Origin of the sequence: Paenibacillus sp. FSL K6-3182 (genome assembly GCF_037976325.1) — a bacterium.
Taxonomy (GTDB): domain Bacteria; phylum Bacillota; class Bacilli; order Paenibacillales; family Paenibacillaceae; genus Pristimantibacillus.
On record NZ_CP150265.1, the window covers coordinates 6,842,418 to 6,861,357 of the forward strand.

At 46.1% G+C, this 18,940-nt stretch carries 9 protein-coding genes; all 9 read right to left on the reverse strand.

What is annotated here, in order from left to right; all coding sequences use genetic code 11:
- Window positions 1–48: 48 nt before the first annotated feature.
- A complete protein-coding gene (gene glmS, locus MHH56_RS29895) occupies window positions 49–1,881 on the reverse strand; it encodes a glutamine--fructose-6-phosphate transaminase (isomerizing) (RefSeq protein WP_339205257.1) in 1,833 nt (610 codons plus the stop codon).
- A gap of 553 nt (window positions 1,882–2,434) precedes the next feature.
- On the reverse strand, window positions 2,435–3,775 hold the full coding sequence (gene glmM / locus MHH56_RS29900) for a phosphoglucosamine mutase (RefSeq protein ID WP_076271680.1): 1,341 nt from the start codon (window positions 3,773–3,775) through the stop codon (window positions 2,435–2,437).
- Window positions 3,776–3,837: 62 nt separating this feature from the next.
- Window positions 3,838–5,241 carry a CdaR family protein gene (locus MHH56_RS29905; protein WP_339205258.1) on the reverse strand — a complete coding sequence of 468 codons (1,404 nt, stop codon included), beginning with the start codon at window positions 5,239–5,241 and terminating at the stop codon, window positions 3,838–3,840.
- On the reverse strand, window positions 5,234–6,076 hold the full coding sequence (gene cdaA / locus MHH56_RS29910; RefSeq protein WP_076271682.1) for a diadenylate cyclase CdaA: 843 nt from the start codon (window positions 6,074–6,076) through the stop codon (window positions 5,234–5,236). Before cdaA ends, MHH56_RS29905 begins: the two co-directional genes overlap by 8 nt.
- Window positions 6,077–6,219: 143 nt before the next feature.
- Window positions 6,220–6,858, reverse strand: coding sequence for a zf-HC2 domain-containing protein (locus tag MHH56_RS29915; protein WP_076271683.1), 639 nt, complete (start codon window positions 6,856–6,858; stop codon window positions 6,220–6,222).
- Window positions 6,859–7,068: 210 nt separating this feature from the next.
- Complete coding sequence (gene sigW / locus MHH56_RS29920; RefSeq protein WP_054025284.1) at window positions 7,069–7,635, reverse strand: RNA polymerase sigma factor SigW; 567 nt, start codon at window positions 7,633–7,635, stop codon at window positions 7,069–7,071.
- 398 nt (window positions 7,636–8,033) lie between these two features.
- Window positions 8,034–9,182 carry a trypsin-like peptidase domain-containing protein gene (locus MHH56_RS29925; RefSeq protein WP_339205260.1) on the reverse strand — a complete coding sequence of 383 codons (1,149 nt, stop codon included), beginning with the start codon at window positions 9,180–9,182 and terminating at the stop codon, window positions 8,034–8,036.
- Window positions 9,183–9,428: 246 nt separating this feature from the next.
- Window positions 9,429–12,233, reverse strand: coding sequence for a phosphoenolpyruvate carboxylase (ppc, locus tag MHH56_RS29930; protein WP_339205262.1), 2,805 nt, complete (start codon window positions 12,231–12,233; stop codon window positions 9,429–9,431).
- 384 nt (window positions 12,234–12,617) lie between these two features.
- Complete coding sequence (locus tag MHH56_RS29935; RefSeq protein WP_339205263.1) at window positions 12,618–17,930, reverse strand: choice-of-anchor I family protein; 5,313 nt, start codon at window positions 17,928–17,930, stop codon at window positions 12,618–12,620.
- Window positions 17,931–18,940: the final 1,010 nt, after the last annotated feature.

Here is an 18,940-nt window from a genome sequence, read left to right on the forward strand (position 1 = left end):
GCCATTTGAAAGTATAACTCACAATTATCAATAATCGAAAACCAATCCCTACTCCACCGTAACACTCTTAGCCAAATTCCGCGGTTTATCCACGTCATGCTCAAGCGCTAGTGAAGCATAATAAGAAATCAGTTGAAGCGGAATAACTGAAAGCGCTGGTGACAAGATCGGAAGTGTCTTCGGAATCGCGAATAGCTCGTCGACAGATTTCGCAACTTCTTCCTCTGCCCCTTGGTTCGCTATGCCTATAACGTGAGCGCCGCGCGCTTTTACTTCTTTAATGTTGCTAAGTGTTTTCTCGTACAGCTCTTCTTGCGTAACAAGAGCGATAACCGGAATACCTTCCTCTATGAGAGCCAAGGTACCGTGCTTGAGCTCACCAGCTGCATAAGCCTCGGAGTGAATATACGAGATCTCCTTCAGCTTCAGCGAGCCTTCTTGCGCTACAGCATAGTCAACGCCGCGGCCGATGAAGAACAGGTGTTTGTGATGCGAGAACGACTCTGCAACTTGTTTAAGCACATACGCTTGCTCAAGGATGCGCTCAACCTGAGTTGGAAGCTGATGCATAGCCTCAAGAACTTCTGCAATGTAAGAAGCTTCTTTGGTCTCAAGCGTACCTGCCATGTGTAGACCAAGCAGATAAAAAGCAATCAATTGCGAGCTGTATGCTTTTGTCGAAGCAACCGCAATTTCAAGACCTGCCCAAGTAATAAGCACATGATCTGCTTCGCGGGCAACCGAGCTGCCTACTACGTTAGTAATCGCAAGCACACGAGCGCCGTTGCGCTGTGCTTCACGCAAAGCTGCAAGCGTATCAGCTGTTTCGCCAGATTGGCTTACAACGATAACGAGTGTATCCGGAGTAATGATCGGCGAGCGGTAACGGTACTCGGATGCTACATCCGTCTCAACCGGAATGCGAGCAAGCGACTCAATGACCGTTTTGCCGACAAGACCTGCGTGATATGCCGTTCCACATGCTACGATGTGTACTTTGCGGATCGATTTAATATATTCAGCTGTCATACCCAGCTCTTTTAAGTCGACAGATTTACCGTCTTCTGAAACGCGGCTCATCATAGTATCACGGTAAGCTTTTGGCTGTTCGTGAATTTCTTTCAGCATGAAGTGATCAAATCCAGCTTTCTCTGCCGTTACTAGATCCCAATCGACATGAAATATTTCCTTGGAAATACTTTCGCCTTCAGTCGTCATTACTTCGACAGCATCGCGTGTCAGGATTGCCATTTCGCCGTCGTTCAAAATATAAACGTTGCGCGTATGCTCCAAAATAGCCGGAATATCCGAGCCAATGAAGTTTTCGCCTTCACCTACACCGATAACAAGCGGGCTTGCATAACGAACCGCAACCAGGCGATCCGGTTCAAACTCAGTCAAAACTCCAAGCGCGAACGCTCCACGCATACGTTTAACCGCACGCTGTACAGCTTCCACGATGTTGCCGTTATATTCATCAGCAATCAAATGGGAAATGACTTCCGTATCTGTCTCCGATACAAAAACATGCCCTTTTGTCACTAATTCTTCCTTAAGATTCAAGTAATTCTCAATAATCCCGTTGTGAACAACCGAAAATTTAGCCGTGTTGTCCGTATGCGGATGCGAGTTCACATCAGATGGTTTACCATGAGTAGCCCAGCGTGTATGACCAATGCCAACAGAACCTTCAAGCGGTTCTTCACGCAGCAAGCCTTCAAGATTCGCGAGACGTCCTTTGGACTTTGTAATTTCGAGCCCGTTTTTCGTGAAGACAGCGATACCAGCGGAATCATAACCCCGGTACTCCAGCTTCTTCAATCCTTCGAGCAAAATGTCCTGCGAGTCGCGTTTACCAATATATCCTACAATTCCACACATAATTTAATAGGCCTCCGATAGGTTATTTTCCCGTCCTTATCGGATGCCGCCAATGCGTGGCACAGGCACTATGAAGTTGTCACAAAATAATCCGAATGATTGCGGAAAATGTAACCCCTCTGCCCATGCCCACCCTGCTGGTGGCATCTTGGACATACGGGAGTAATATTATAATCGAAGCCTGCCGCACGATTGTATGACCGGTCGCCCGGCCGTTTTACGTAACGGCTTTCGGTTGGCTTGTAATACCGGAAGGTCCCCGCCGAATGTTTCGAACACCTTCACCTCGTCAGCTTCCCGTATGAATACCCGCTTCAAGCTGATCTATCTTAGCTCTACCACCGATCATTCATCACGCAAGCTCTGGCGCTTATGTTGCTTAAATAACCTCTATCCTCGCTTTCCTTCTTGAATCACACTACCTATCATATTCATTTTCCAGCCGCTGTGCAACCTTTCATGGAAAATATACTCGTCCATTTTCCAAAATAATGCTAAAAAAGCCCGCCAGCTACAAGAACCGACAGGCCTTCGACACCATTATTCTCTATGATTAACCTAGTTCACTTTTAACGACATTTGCAATTTGATCAACGTAAGCCTCGACCTGTTCCTTCTCTGGTCCTTCCGCCATAACGCGAATCAAAGATTCCGTACCCGATGGACGAACAAGCACGCGGCCGTTGTCGCCAAGCTCTAACTCTACACGTTTAACCGCTTCTTCTATCGCTGCATTGCCTTGATACAAGCTCTTGTCCGCTACGCGTACGTTAACAAGCTTTTGCGGGTATTTCCGCATAAGGCCTTTAAGTTCGCTTAGCTTCTTGCCGGAGGCTGCAATCGTATCAACGAGCTGAAGCGCAGTAAGAATACCGTCGCCAGTCGTAATATGGTCAAGGAAAATAACATGGCCGGATTGCTCGCCGCCTAGATTGAAGCCGCCGCGACGCATTTCTTCCATGACGTAACGATCGCCAACTGCCGTTTGCGCTGTCTTCAAGCCAATGCGCTCTGCTCCCTTGAAAAAGCCGATATTGGCCATAACCGTCGTTACAATGGTATCCTCTTTCAGCTTGCCTTCACGCTTCATCGCATCGCCAATAATACAAAGAATAAAGTCGCCGTCTACCTCTTCGCCATTTTCGTCAATTGCAATCAAACGGTCAGCGTCCCCGTCAAAAGAAAGCCCAAGGTCTGCGCCATGCGCCAGTACCTGCTCACGCAAATATTCTGGATGCGTCGAACCAACGCCAGCATTAATATTCAAACCATCCGGCTCAGCGCCTACTGTTATAATGTCCGCTCCAAGCTCGCGGAATACCGAAGGAGCCAGCTCATAAGCGGAACCATTCGCGCAGTCCAGTACGATTTTCAGGCCTTTGAATTCGCCTTTAATCGTTGTTTTCAAATAATCCAAATAACGCTGCTTAGCGCCTTTATCGCTTGATACCGCTCCGATATCTCCGCCCTCAGGCCGCGGTAATTCATCTGTAAGAGCATCAATTAATTGTTCGATTTCGAGTTCGGTATCATCCGACAATTTAAAACCGTCGCCAGCAAAAAATTTAATGCCGTTATCCTCTACAGGATTGTGTGATGCGGAAATCATAACGCCAGCGTCAGCGTTAAGCTCACGCGTAATATAAGCAACTGCCGGTGTGGATACGACGCCAAGACGCACAACGCTTGCACCAATCGACAATAGACCCGCAATCAGTGCAGATTCCAGCATTGGGCCAGAAATCCGTGTATCAAGGCCAATAACCACCTTCGGCTTTTGCGCCTTGTGTGTTAGAACATAGCCGCCGCAGCGACCGATTTTGTATGCTAGCTCAGGTGTAAGCTCACGATTGGCTACGCCGCGAACACCGTCTGTACCGAAATATTTCCCCATGTTTAAAAAGCTCCTTTGTAATATATTGCTTTCGTTGTTATATACTTATTCCGCTCTGATGATTATGGATTCGTAGTTGAACCGCCTGCTGCGTTTCCGCCACCATTGCCAGTCTCCTCACTGGTGTCTGGAGGCGGTGTCGTAGCAGGGGGAGGAGACTCCTCTGTCGGAGTGCCTCCGACCTCCTCGGAGTTGTCTCCGCCTGATCCTGATCCTGGTACGGAGTTGTCCGTTATTTCTATCGTTACCGTTAAAGTTTGCCCATCAGCCAGTACGGTCTGAATATACGCAGGCACATCGACCTGAAGCGTTACGACATGCGTGCCTACACCTAGACCTTCTACATTGGCAATAATGCTAATATCCGATGCCTTAAGCGTAGACAACACCGGATCTGCTCCGCTGACGGTTAAATCAAACTTACCGTTTGCCGGCGTCCGTATAACCGCTGACAGCCCGTTTGCGATACCTTCTATAGCTACATCTAGTCCTGTAAGTGTTCTATTCTTAACGGGAGCTACAACGACATTGAGCTCCACCTCTGCTGGATCAATTGCCTTTATTCCATCAATCAATTCCGTCTTCACACGAATGGTTCCTGTTTGCTTCACCTTCGAGAGATCAAGCACGACCCCATCGTAAACCTGCAGCTCGTCTAACTGCTTCTGCTCGCCGTATACGGTCACCTTGTCAATTGCCGGCTTCACCGATACTAAGCTCAGTCCCTCAGGCAGAGTGCCCGTATAGCGCACCTGTAGAGGCAGTACCTTCAGCGGAGGCGTTACCTTGACCTCGACATGCAGCGTTTCTGGTGAAACAATCGCATTTGTCATTTCAATACCGTCTACATCGTATACGATTACTTTTGCTTTTTTGTTAACAACCGTTTTATCTGCACCCTCAATATTGATCTCCGTCGTAACAGCACCGATTCTGCTCATATCATCCTTAGGCAGTGTAACCTGTACACCTGTTGTCGGTGCTACAATCGTCGATGCTCCAACAATATAACCATCTGCCGGCTTGCCTTCCACAATGACTTGCGGCTCAAAAGGCTTTGTTACAATTTCTTCGATCTGAACCGTAACGGTGCGCGGCGACATCTCCACAAGCGTAATCCCTTTAGGCAGTTTTACCGTTAAAGGTAACTCCTGTATGCCGGGTTTTACGCCTTTCAAGTCCACTTGAACCTTATAATCATCTTTCGAAGAAGCATTGAACAAAACAGTTAACCTGCCCTGCACATCAAGCCGCACGACGGTAGGTTCCATCGCCGTAAGCACGTACTTATCTGTATCTAGGCCATCTGCCGTAATAACCGATGCTTCTATCGTTTTGGTATCAATATTTGATGTCGCCGTCTGCGGTGAGGTGTCCGGATCAATATGTACAATAGCCCAGAGCAGCAATCCGACTATGACGGATATTACTTTGAGAGAGGTGGGGTGACTTAGCCATTTATCCATCACTGCCTCCTTTCCGCTTCCAAAGAGACGATATGGTTACACGTTCCTTCGTACGACCTGTCGTCTTCGGAGTCAGCTCATCAAAGAGCTTCGAAATCAGCGATTCCTCGTTAATATCTCGTACGATCATGCCTCCTAGAGACAATGACACTTGCCCCGTTTCTTCCGAGACGGTTACGGACACAGCATCCGTTACTTCACTTACTCCAATAGCGGCACGGTGGCGAGTTCCAAGCTCCTTGCTTATAAAAGGATTTTCCGATAGGGGCAAGTAGCAGCCCGCCGCCATAATCTGATTAGCGCGTATAATGACAGCTCCATCATGCAGCGGTGTATTCGGTGTAAAGATGTTAATCAGCAGCTCCGATGTAATTTTTGATTCCATACGGATGCCCGATTCAATCAATTCACTGAGGCCTGTGCTCCGCTCAAATACGATTAACGCCCCGATTTTTCGTTCTGCCATAAAACGGACAGCTTTAATTACGCCGTCAATTTGTTCATTGACGACATCCCGATCAAGAGAAAATGACCGCGCAAACAGCTTTCCACGACCAAGCTGCTCAAGCACGCGTCTCAGCTCAGGCTGAAAAATAATTAGCACGCTCACAATTCCGAAGGTGAACATCTGGTTCATTAACCATTTCAACGTATACAAATTGAACCATGTACTCAGCCCCCATACAGCGACGAGCACGACGATCCCTTTTAAAAGTTGAACTGCCCTTGTTCCGCGCACAAGCAAAATCATTTTATAAATAATATAACTAACTATACCAACGTCTATAATATCCTTTAAATAGTCATGCCATGTTAAATCTGAGAAATAACTCATATGCCAACCCCCAACAGCCGATCCCCTTATTATTGTCTAATTATCGGTTTTCAACTTTATTATTTTCTATATATGGGATTGGAAATCCTTTTTTTCAAAAAAAAAATAAAAAATGCCCCCCTGCAACAGGGAGGCAGCTTGCTTTAGCGAGCGTTACCGCCAAAAGTTTGCGTTACTTTGTACCAGAACCAATCGAGCGCTTGATCAATCGTTCTGCTCTGACCCGCGATATGGCCGGTTGAAGCCAGGTTCAAGGTTCCGTCAATGACGGTTACGTTGCCGTCCACCTCGCCCTTAACATCGGCTATTCCATTTTCTACGGTCAAATTACCCGTTAAATGAGCACCCTCTGGCACAATAACTGTATTTCCTTCTATAATGACCTGCTGAAGATCCTCGCCTGCAACAATCAGCTTGGTATCCTCTTCCCACATCGTGAAGAAGCTGCCCAACATAACGAGTACAAACACAGCAGCTGCTGTTACTCCGGGGTACCGATAAATAAAACGTACGATGCGGTTTCTCTGCTTGCTCTGTTTCTTCGGCAGTTGCTGCATAATTCGTTCATTTAAAAGCTCGGATGCCTTCTTGTCATAATCCGCGGCAGGCTTAATCGCTTCTAAAGTCTGGAACACCGCGGCGTCCGTCTTCTGGAGCTGTTCAAACCGGCTGCGACAAGCGGGACAGGAAAGCAAATGAGATTTTAACGTAACGATATCTTCACGCGGCAGCTCGCCGTCCAAATAATCATGCATCCATACGATAGCGACGTTGCAATTCATAGCAGCCAGTCCTTTCTTTCAGTTGCTCGCGCATTAAGTTCTTATCTCGCTATTAGGATACGTTACTAGCAAGAAGGATGTTTCACTTTTTTTCGTAATCGCGTAAGTAATCCTTTGCAGGTAAGGAATTAGCTTGAATTTCTCCCAAAAAGAAGCCTATGTCTGCGCTAGACATGGCTTTCCTTTGGAGGATTGTATCATTATTTGTAATTATAACTTATGCTCAAGCTTCTTCCGAAGAAATTCCCTGCCGCGGTGAACCCGCGTTTTGATCGTCGTGACAGGCATGTCCAGCACATCGCCAATTTCCTGCAACGACAGGTCCTGCATATATCTAAGCGTCATCACGCTCTTATATTTCGGTGGCAGTGAAGCAATAGCCGCATGTATAATGCGCTGTGTGTCCGAGAGAAGCAGCTCTGATTCTGGCGTCCGATTATCACTCGGTATCATGGAGTAGCCATCCAGCCCCTCGTGATCCGATGACTCCGCATCCAGCGAATAGGTCGGCTTGCGTTTGCGCAGTCGATCAATACATAAGTTTGTAGCAATTCTATATATCCAAGTTGAAAATTTTAACGTTTCATCATATCTATCCAGGTTTTTGTAAACGCGAAGGAACGTATCCTGTACAACATCCTCCGCTTCCTGGCGGCTGTTTAACATTCGATAAGCCATATGAAAGAGCTTGTCTTGATAGAGGTCTACAAGCTCAGCAAAAGCCTGCTGATCGCCTTTAAGCGATAACTTCGCCAGGCGTGCTTCCAATACAATCACCTAAACTCCTCCAAACCTTCCATTCGATCGACTGATCGCCTTGCTCTATTTTATATATATAATGTCCGCATCCATACACCCTAGAAAAATCGTAATGCACATGGGCTGAAAAAGCAAGACAATTGAGAAAGATACTTCCAATATGAGCATCGACCCTAATTAGTCGTAATGTTCATAGTCATGAGCAGCAATGTACGTACCTCAGGTTCAGGTTTCTTTGCTGTTTGCTCCAAAAAATACTAACCGTTCTAATAATTATATAGGTTTGACGTTCAGTCAGCAATCGACCTGAGGCTAGTTGTTTTTTCGACTTTCGGCTAGGAACGCTAAAATAAAGCAAAAAAGGTCTAGGAAACGTAATGTTCCCAGACCTTCAATGTTCATGCGCTTTATATATTTTAAAGTGTATTGGTCTTCAATTGCTCGAGCACCTTCGTAATCGTCGTCGTAGGAATCGCAAAACCAATGCCTTGCGCCTCAGCGTTCACAGCCGTATTTATACCGATAACCTCTCCCTTCTCGTTCAGAAGCGGTCCTCCAGAGTTCCCTGGATTAATAGAGGCATCCGTTTGCAGCAAATGCTCGTAATTATGATTCCCTTGCTCATCTGCAATCGTAATTGGACGCTCTTTCGCGCTTAACACACCCATAGTCAACGTTTGATCGAAGCCATATGGATTGCCGATCGCCATCACCCAGTCACCGATTCGCGTCTGGTCAGAGCTTCCCAGTTTAAGAGACGGGAATGCTTTGCCGTTTGGCTCTTCCACCTTAAGCACAGCCAAGTCTAGATCATAGCTCGAACCAAGCACCTTTGCTGTTAGAGGCTCGTCATAGCCTTGAACGGTTACTTTAACCTCCTTCGCATCAGCAATTACATGCTCGTTAGTCAGAATATAACCGTCCGATTCGAAGAAAAAGCCTGTGCCCGAGCCTACCAGCTCAAGATTTGAACTGCTTGGCTGTTGTTCTTGCGATTCTTGCTGCTGTCCGCTGCTACCCGACCCGCCATTTCCAAAAAACTGTTGAAAGCGTGGATCGTCGAACATGGAGTTCGAACGAGCTGGCTCCCCATAATTTTCGATCTTCACAACCGCTGGGCTCGCAGCTTTATAGACGGAAGCGATATCTTCGCTTGAGCTCAGCGATGCTGTAGACAAGCCAGCATCCTGCTGTCCTGAATTGCTAACAACGCTTGAGCCCGAGTTTTGAACGGTTTGTTCCCCTCCGCTGAACAGATTGTTTTTATCTGCCATGTAGGAGAAACCGCCAATGACGAGAGCGCCAATCAAGAACGATGCAAGCAGTGTTTTTGCTGAGTTGCCGCCCGCACGCTTTGAACGTTTTTTACCGCCAGGCGCTGACCCGCTTCCGCTCCCATCTTGTCCCAGCCCAAGCTCCCTCTCATATGAAGCTCTAAGCTCATTTGTTGATTTGTTGGATTCATAAATATAAGTAGTGACAGGAGTCCGGTTCGTTTCATTCGATGTATGGTTCGACGTGTAAGTATCACCGCTCGTTTCTGAGCGTTTGTTTTCCTCGTTCATCTCTATCATCCTCTCAATAGTAGGTGTCTGTTTCCTATGTACCTATCATGCAGGATGTACCTTAAACAAAACTTAAGTGGACTATAAAAGAACATAAGAAAAATAGAGTTCTGTTACAGTTTGTTTTTCTAGCTTCTCACAACAATGCCTCCCAGCTGCTTTCAACGAAAAAAAAGCCAACCACAGTAAATCCCATGGTTGGCTTTGTAGCTATTCTATATTCGCCTAAGCGATTAGTTTGAGCAGTTAGCCCGTATTCCGAAGGCCTGCGGCAATGCCATTGATCGTCAGAAGCACTTCGCGAAGCAGCTCTGGATCATCTTCTTCGTTATCACGCAGTGCACGAAGCTCGGTTAGCAGCTGCACTTGCATGTAGCTAAGCGGATCGACGTACGGATTACGCAGACGAATCGACTCTTGAATAACAGGAACATTATCCAAAATTTCCGTTTGGCCTGTGATGCTAAGAATAAGCTCAGATGTAAGCTTGTATTCTTCTTCAATTTGCTCAAAAATACGATCGCGGATCGTTTTGTCCTTAATCATATCTGCATATTCCTTCGCAATAAGCAAATCTGCTTTAGCAAGAGCCATTTGAAGATTGTCAATTAGCGAGCGGAAGAACGGGAACTTCTCGTACATCGTACGAAGCGTGTTCAGCTTTTCCTCGTCGTCGCCAGTATACTGCTTCATTGCAGTACCAGCGGCGTACCATGCCGGCAGCAAGTAGCGGCTTTGTGTCCATGCGAACACCCAAGGGATGGCGCGCAAGTCCTCGAAACGATCACTGTTTTTCCGTTTGGATGGACGTGAACCGATGTTCAGCTCGCCAACCTCAGGAAGCGGTGTCGACTCCTTGAAGTACGTCAAGAAATCTGGATCGCGGAAAATAAGATCCTGATACTTCTCCAGTGCCGTCTCGGAAATCGAACGTGCAATTTCTTCCCACTCTGCTTCTGCTTGCGGTGCTTGTTCTGGGTATTTCGCCAGACGAGCAGCCGTAATCAGCGCCCAAGTTGCTTGCTCCAAGCTGCGGTATGCAATACCTTGCATCGAATAACGCGAGGATAGAACCTCACCTTGCTCGGTAATTTTGATGCCGCCGCCAACCGTATGCGGCGGTTGTGCAAGAATACTGCGGTTAAGCGGCATGCCGCCGCGGCCAAGCGCTCCGCCACGGCCGTGGAAGAACTTCAGCTTAACGTCGTACTCTTTGCCGGCTGCTGTAATTTCATTAAGTGCTACGCGCAGCTCCCAGTTCGCTGTAACAACTCCGCCGTCTTTGTTGCTATCGGAATAACCAAGCATAATTTCATGCAGGTTGCCGCGAGCTTCCACCGCTTGACGGTAGATCTGCATTTCGAATAGCTGCTTCATAATAGCTGGTGCTGCATGCAGGTCATCAATCGTTTCAAATAGCGGTACCGATTGCAGTGTACAACGAATCGTGCCGTCCGCTTCCTTACGGAACAGGCCAACTTCCTTCGCAAACACCATAACCTCAAGCATGTCGCTTGCCGCTTCCGTCATACTAATCAGATAACTTGAAATACAATTGACGCCAAACTCTTGCTGCGCCCGATAAATCGTATGGTATACGTTCAAGCATTCACGCGTGGACTCCGTGTAATCTAGATGCCCCGAAGTAAGCGGGCGCGGATCATTCAGGAGACGGTGAAGCAGGTCTGTTTTTTCTTCTTCTGGAAGTGCCGCATAATCTGCTGCTACATTCATTTTCGCTAAAATTTCAGACATCGCATTTTCATGCTCTTGGCTATGCTGACGAACATCAAGCGCCATAAGGTGGAAACCAAACAGCTCCACTTGACGTACTAACTTAGCAAGTGCTGTATCTGCTACATAATCAGCGTAGTGATGACGCAAGCTGCGATCGATAACGAGCAAGTCCTCGCGAAGCTCTTCAGGGTGGTTGTAACGCATTTGCGAACCCTTAAGCGACTCATCGCGTGTATTAGCCAGCTTCTCTAGCATAAAGCCAAGCTTAATACGGTAAGGCTCCTTCGTATTTCTCCAAAGATCGACGCACTTAAGCTCAACATGCTCGCGATCCGATCGAATCGAATCGATAAGCTCAGCCGATACCTCGACAAGGTTTGTGCTGAAGCTGAGAAGGTCCATAAGCTCGCCTAGTTTTTCTTCGTACTTGCGAATAGCCAGCTGACGGTGCAGCGTTAGCGTTTCCCAAGTTACCTGAGCTTTCACAGATGGGTTACCATCGCGATCGCCGCCGATCCAAGAACCGAAGCGCAAGTAATCCGGCACATGCCATTTCTCATCTGGATAGTACTTGCTTAGGCAGCGTTCAAGCTCTTCATAAACATTTGGAAGCACCTCGAACAATGTCTCATCAAAATAGTACAAGCCGTTACGAACTTCATCGATAACGGTTGGTTTGCGGTCACGAAGCTCGTCTGTTTGCCACAAAATAAGAACCTCATTCATGAGCTTCTCACGCAGCTTCTCGCGCTCGCGATAGGTTAGTGTTGGGTTATCAAGCTCCATCACATCTACAGCAATCCGTTTATGAATATCAAGCACCGCGCGGCGAGTTGCCTCGGTCGGGTGTGCAGTCATTACTAGTTCCAGCGAAATATTGCTCAAAATATCTCTAACTTCCTCGATTGCAATGTCGCGTTCCTTCAGATCTTGAACCGCGCTCTCAATGGAGCCGCGTTGGACCGCTTCGCCAGCAGAAACCTCGTAATCACGTTTCCGTCTAATCCGATGATTTTGCTCTGCAATGTTGACAAGCTGAAAATAAATAGCAAACGCTCTAATCACTTGATGACGTATTTCCGGGTTAAGCGATGATACATTTTCTTTAAATTGATCAAATAATTCCGGTACAAATTCAGCGCGAAGAGATTTACTTTGTTCACGAATCCGTTCTACGATTTCAAGCAGCTCGCGGCCGCCTTGATGAACAAGAACTTCACCGAGAATGTTGCCTAGAAACCGGACATCGCGTCGCAGCAAATTGTTAGCCTGCTGCCGATTTGTGGTCAAAGTAGATGCAGATTGATCCGACATACTGTTCCTCCTAAATTTTTGCGAAGCAACGATCGCTCCGTAAGCATTTACTTGTTTTCCGAAGCAGCAATCGCTTCGAAAGCTTGCTTGTACAACATGAACGTTTTTTTGACTTCTACCATCATACTACAAAAACCTACAGGGTTGAAGCCCTGAAGCCAATCCTAACAAAAACAGATTCACGCAAGCGGAGTATAAAACCCGCTCCTTTTTACTGCTTATGTTTCCGGTAAATATTAACTGCGCAATACAACCCGCTTCGATTAAGTTAACAATGCTTATTAACTTAGCGAAAATGCTGGTTTCATCCCATAAATTAGACCTCTTATGAAAAAGACCGCAGCACCTCTAACTGAAGGGCGCTGCGGTCTTGTTCAAGTCGAATTATGCCATTAATTGAATTAATTTCGCTAACATTTTTGCTGCTTCCTCACGGGTAGTCAAATCCTTCGGTGCAAAATAGCTGCCTGCCTTATTTGCATAAATCTTGCCGTTAATGATTCCCGCCTGCTGCACTGCAGCTGCTGCTTCCTTCGCAAACGCACCAATAGATGATGCATCTTCAAACGCTATAGCATTTGTTTGCACAGGCAAATCAAAATTCATGACATCAACGAACCTTGCAATCATAGCAACCATTTGCTCACGGCTAATATTGGCTTTAGGATTGAAGCTGCCATCTCCAGCGCCTCCGACAATTCCTTTTTCAGCCGCCCATGCTACCGCCCCTGCAAAGTAATCGGATGACTTCACGTCCGTAAAGCTTGATGACGTGTAATCGTCCAGTTGAGTGCCGGCAATTCTTGCAAGGATGAGTGTGAAATCAGCCCTTGACATGTTAGCCTTTGGAGCAAACTTTTGATTGCCCAAGCCGCCGATTATATCTCTGGAAGATAAGTAAAGGATAGAATCCTTCGCAAAGCTTGATGCAGTGTCCAAAAATGCCACATAATTGTAGCCAACTCCGTAAGTAGAGAAATGGCTTACCGTAAACTGCAATTGACCTGTCGACTTATCGTACACGCTGTTAGGTACAATGCTAAGTTTGCCATCATTTGCAATATAGTAGATGACTACTGCTTGGCTGTCTTCGTTTGCTTGAAGCGAATAAGGAATGCTAACCCGTGCTGTACCACCCTTCAGATCGGTAATCGCTGTTTTTCCGCCAATCACATCAAATTCATACACAGGATGGCTGCCGATCGTTTCCTTAATCTCACTAGACAGCTTAGATACATCCGCTTTGTTGACCGCTATGGAAAGCTCGCCATTTCCTGTCGCTGCTGCTAGTGTTCCAATAGCCTTAGCATCAAAGGATACGATTCCGAGCCCTGCATTAACATCCAGCGACTTCAATCCCTTAGCTGCAAGCTTAGCGATAGCTTTTTCCTCAAACTTGATAGCCGTTGACTTGGTGTCTGTGTTAGCCGCCATTTTAAACTCAATGGATGCCGGCTTGCCGTTTGATGCTTTATCTAATGCAGCTATTGCTGCATCCAATTGATTTACCGTTACCGTTGCCGTTGTCTTACCGCTGTTATCCGTTTCAGCTTTAAGCGTGCTTACTGCTTTTACGGTCTCGCCATTTACGATCGTCACTCCAGCATCTTCAGGTTTTGTAGAAGGTGCAGGCGTCGGCGATGGATTCGGTGTTGGCGATGGAGTTACGATATCACCTGAAGTAACCGTCACACTCGTCTCAGCGAGACCATATCCGTCAGCACTCGCTGCTGAAATGACCGCTGTTCCCGCTTTTAACGCTGTGACATATCCATTTGAATCTACGGTTGCCACAGCTGGATTAGAAGAAGTCCATATTGCAGCAGCTGAGCTTCCGCCTACAGGCTCGACGGTTGCAACCAGCTTAGATGCAGCATCTCCAACTTTTAAGGAAAGGGAAGCTTTATCCATCGTTACTTTCGTTACATTCAGCTGATATACGCCTACCTTGCCGCCTACCTCGTAAGCAACCAAGAGTAAAGGCATTCCAGTTGGGCTAATGTTAGCCGGAATAAACTCCAAGCCTTCCGGGCCAGTATCTGTATCTAAGTTGTCCTTGCCTTGACTGTCTTTGAACACGCGAGTATTTGTATAATTAGCGAATGTCGCATGTGCAGGATCTGTTACATCATAGGTCATGAAACCACCGATGCGCTCAAGACCAACGAATGCCAAAACCTTATTGCCAACCTTCCCCGTTTTAATATCTTCCGGTTCTGGTCCCTTCTTGCCGCTTCGATCGTCAATGGCTGTCTTACTGTTGCTTGTGTTAAAGAATGCTGGCAAGCGACTGCCCGTTATCGTTTCAAAATCGTTGCCGCTGTCATAGACCTGCTCCATCGAGTTCGCATTCCAGATAGAGAAAGAACGTCCGCCATACATGTAAATGCCGTCATTGCCCATATCGCTTGCGACTTCAATACCATCATAAGCAGTCTTGCCATTTAGGAAAATCGCAGCCGCTGAAGTCGGATCAAGCTTACCTTTTAATGCACCTATCGTGCTGCCGTTTGTACGGTTCGGCCATTCCGTTACATCGCCTTCATTAGCTGTAAAAAGGTAAGTTTGACCGTTAATTGTATGAGATGCGATGCCGTCAGGCATGTACATCCCTTTAAACGGTACATTTTCCAGCTTAATCGCACCGTCTTTTAGAACGTCGAGAGAATTGCGCGGATCATTATAATCCTTTAATCCAAGTGCTTTTACAGACGTCACTTTGTTCGTTTCGATATCAATAATCGCAATTGCATTATTCTCTTGCAATGACACATAGGCTGTCTTGTTATCATCCGAAAGAGTGATATACTCAGGCTCCAGATCAGACACAGCGTCTGCTTTTGTTCCGCTCGATTTAATTTTCCCATCTGCCGGATCTACTTTGCCGCGAATATGAACACCATCCTCGATAACGGACGGATCATCGAAGAGTACATGGGTAACTTTGTTGCTTACTGTATTGACAATCGTTACGCTTCCTTTAGGATCATCTGCACCATTGCGCGGCTCCGCCTCATTCGCAGTAAGGATATACTTTCCATCAGCTGTTGACTTAATCATATCCGGTTGTACACCAGCAGCATAGGCTGAGATTAAATTACCATCATAATCGAGTACGATGATTTTACCTGGCTTGAGTGGATCCGCCTCTTGTACCGCTACAGAAACACGCTTAGTTGTCGTATTAATATCTACACTAGTTAAATCACCGTATACAAAACCTTCAACCTCGGCCATCGGCTTAACAAGTATCGTTTTTTCTTTACTTAGCGTTCCGTTCCCGCTTCCCAAGCTGACAATATCTAGGCTTGGCGGATCACCGGAGCCGTTAACCAAATAAAATTTGCCATTGTCTTTGTTGAATTTCACGATCTCGGCAACGCCGCCTTCTTTATTGAATTGGCCTACTGAATATTGTCCGATTTTTGAAATATTGAACGTATCTTTAATCTCAGCGGACGCTGGCTTTATGAGCATATCTGCAGCTGCGCTCGCTACAGCCAATCTAACTTCGCTGCCAAAAACTCCAATGGTTCCCGTAGCTTGTGCATTGTCCCCAACTTCAACCTTCGGAAACGCTCCATTCACATAAAGCAGCATATTGTTATCAAGCTTAATCGTATTAGCCGTTTTGTCCACGGCAGTTACATTGCCTGTAGTTGTCACTCTCCTGCCGTACATATCAGCTGTTACTGAATTAAGCTTATCTACGTTAAGCATAGACTTATCGAACGTATCTTCTGCCACTAAGCTAAAAATTTTATTGTTCAGCCTTGTTACCTGTAAGTTGCCTTTTACCCGCACTTCGCCGTCATGAAGACCAGCCGTCCCAGAAACGCGTACCTCTGCGCCTATCGGGATGGACGGGTCCATGCCTTCAACAGCAATTGCGCCCGTGAACGATTGTACATAACGCACTGCGTTTGCTTGGCTGTTATCCGATTTAACGGACGGAGTTGTAACCAAACCTTCGACCGTTACCGCTTTGTCTGCTGTATTCTTCTGGAGTGAGCCGATAAGCTTCACAAAATCAGGAATGACATCAACGGTTCCTTCTGTTTTTCCACCTCGCGTTGGAGACGGATCCACTACTGCAAAATCAGCAGCATTGTTGTTGGAATCTTGGAAGTTAATGCGGCGCACGCCTTTAACAGCCGCTGGCAGTGAAGCTCCATTCCCTACGGATGTGCCTTCGTGCAGTGAAGTCTGAACCGCACCGAAGCCTACCGCATCAACAACTGTCGAAGTGGCGTACACTCCTTGGAACAATTCCACCGTGCCATCCACATCAGACATGCCGATGGATTGCTCTTTCGTGCTTGCATATGCATCAGCCAGGTAAGGATCCCCGTAATTTTTGTCGCTCGTATTGCCCCATGTTGCTTCAAGGCGAACAAGGTAATAATCTTGAGGAGCAATGACCGCGCCTTCTTCAAAATCATAGCCTTGTACCGTTGTAGCACCTTTATTGCTGTATCTTAAATGATATCCTGCAAGTGATATTGGCGAAGCAGTAGGATTGTAGAGCTCTACAAAATCGTACAGGTACGGAGATGCTGCTGGCGGAGTATCTTTATTAATTTTCCCGCCGCCGCCATATACTTCGTTAATTAGAACATGAGTTGCTGGCGCTATACTGGATTGAATGGTAAACGCAAACGACTTAACTATGCTAACTGGCGTCCCTGCCGTGCTGTCAGTCGCTGTAATCGTCACATTAGTATTTGCTACAGCCTTGGTCGGTGTCCCCGTTAAAGCACCATTTGGCGCAAGGCTAAGTCCTTCTGGCAAGCCAGTTGCAGTAAAGGTATATGGCGTGTTTCCACCAGTAGCCTGAATAACTGCGGAATATGGAGATCCAACAAAGCCATCAGCAAGAGACACTGTAGTAATGGCTAGCGGCTGGACAATACCCGGCCCCCATGCGCCGTCAGCACCGCTGCGAGGTATTGCTGCTAGTAATGCATCGCCGGTAGCTAACTCATAATCGACTTGTTTGAAATCCGCTTTATTATTGTCTGTATCTAAGAAGTTGCTGCGGCGAATGGACTTTTTCTTCGATGTGCCTTCTGCTGAGCCCGTAGGGAATGCAGTCTCATATCCGTCGATATTACTATCCTTATCATTGCTTCCTGTACCGACCATATCTACATAGCCGTCTGGCTTAGTGTCAAAAGGATTAGGATCAGTCAGTAAAGTTTGATTGCTCATTAGAGCAACCTTCATCCCTTTGTTATTAAACAATCGCTCCCAAGTGAGATCGCCTTTTGCATAGAGATCTACCTTTGGTTTTTCAGCACCTGTAGAAGCTCCTGTTATAAGAAAAGAAGAATGCGCTTTAATCGTTCCGGTCAAATTAAGCTTTTCCCAAGCCTTAGTAGCACCTGTCGTTACACCTGGGAGCTGTTCCGCATATTGCAGCGACCAACCAGCAAGATTGACATCACTATCCGTCGGGTTATAAAGCTCAATAAAACCGTGAGATAACAGTATTTCAGTATCCTGATTCAATCCACCGCCATATACTTGATTGATAACAATGTGCGGGGTGGCTAAATTATAGGAGTTGTCTATTGCGTAAGGCGTCCCAGACAATGGCAAACCAGCAGCCATGACAGGTCCGCCTGCCAGCACCATGCTGGCCGTAATTTCCGTAGCTAATAATAATGATATTAACCTTTTACTATAGATCTTCAAGTTTCACTCACTCCCATATCTATTATGTTAACTAGAATTGTAGAGAGTATTTATTTCATAATGATTAATGTTCCATGAAGCTTTTGTAAAGCGCTTGGTTTTTGGTGGGGGGGTGGTTTTTGGTAAAGCGTATGGTTACTGGTGGAGTGTTTAGTTATTGGTAGAGCGTATGGTTATTGGTGGAGTGTTTGGTTCTTGGTAAATCTAGATAAAACGTTTGATAAAACGCATTGTAACTACTTGATTAAACACTTGGTAAACCAGTTGATTAAGTGCTTAGTAAGCATTTGATAAAATACTTGATAATCCATTCCAAACCTCGTCAAAGCACATGTTTTACTTTTTTAGTGTATGGGCAAACTAAACAGCCCACTGAGAGCTTCCAGACGGGATGTTTTGTTTGATATGTTTATTTATCTTTACACATATGATATTTTCGTCACTCAACATCGGAATCTACTGTTACGTTTTTCATGGTTAACCTTTAACCCTAACGGACTTGAAATCCGCTATTTCGAGAATTCAAGCTCATTACGTGGATCTAACGGACATAGGATGCGTTAATAGCTCAAAAAGTAGCCAAATTAAGCATCCTGAAACTAAATAAGAGATCCTATGTCCGTTAGTTCTACAAAAGGACGGAATTTCGGCAAATAAGGTATCTCATGTCCGTTAATTCTACATAAGGTTGGCAGCACCACTTATAAGACATCTGGTTTCTGTTTGATACGCTTATTTATGTTTACACAAATAATATTTTCGAATCAATATTGGAGTCTGCTCATGCGCTGTTCATGTTCAGCCCTAACGGACATGAAATCCGCTATTTCGAGAATTTAAGCTCGTTACGTGGATCTAACGGACATAGGATGCGTTAATAGCTCGAAAAGTAGCCTAATCAAGCATTCTGAAGCTAAATAAGAGATCCTATGTCCGTTAGTTCTCTAAAAAGACCGAATTTCAGCAAATAAGGTATCTCATGTCCGTTAATTCAACACAAGGTTGGAATC

Coding starts and splice junctions, on each gene's coding strand:
- MHH56_RS29905 (WP_339205258.1), bottom strand. CDS start 5,241: ATGGATAAATGGCTAAGTCACCCCACCTCTCTCAAAGTAATATCCGTC.
- glmM (WP_076271680.1), bottom strand. CDS start 3,775: ATGGGGAAATATTTCGGTACAGACGGTGTTCGCGGCGTAGCCAATCGT.
- MHH56_RS29915 (WP_076271683.1), bottom strand. CDS start 6,858: ATGAATTGCAACGTCGCTATCGTATGGATGCATGATTATTTGGACGGC.
- ppc (WP_339205262.1), bottom strand. CDS start 12,233: ATGTCGGATCAATCTGCATCTACTTTGACCACAAATCGGCAGCAGGCT.
- cdaA (WP_076271682.1), bottom strand. CDS start 6,076: ATGAGTTATTTCTCAGATTTAACATGGCATGACTATTTAAAGGATATT.
- glmS (WP_339205257.1), bottom strand. CDS start 1,881: ATGTGTGGAATTGTAGGATATATTGGTAAACGCGACTCGCAGGACATT.
- MHH56_RS29925 (WP_339205260.1), bottom strand. CDS start 9,182: ATGAACGAGGAAAACAAACGCTCAGAAACGAGCGGTGATACTTACACG.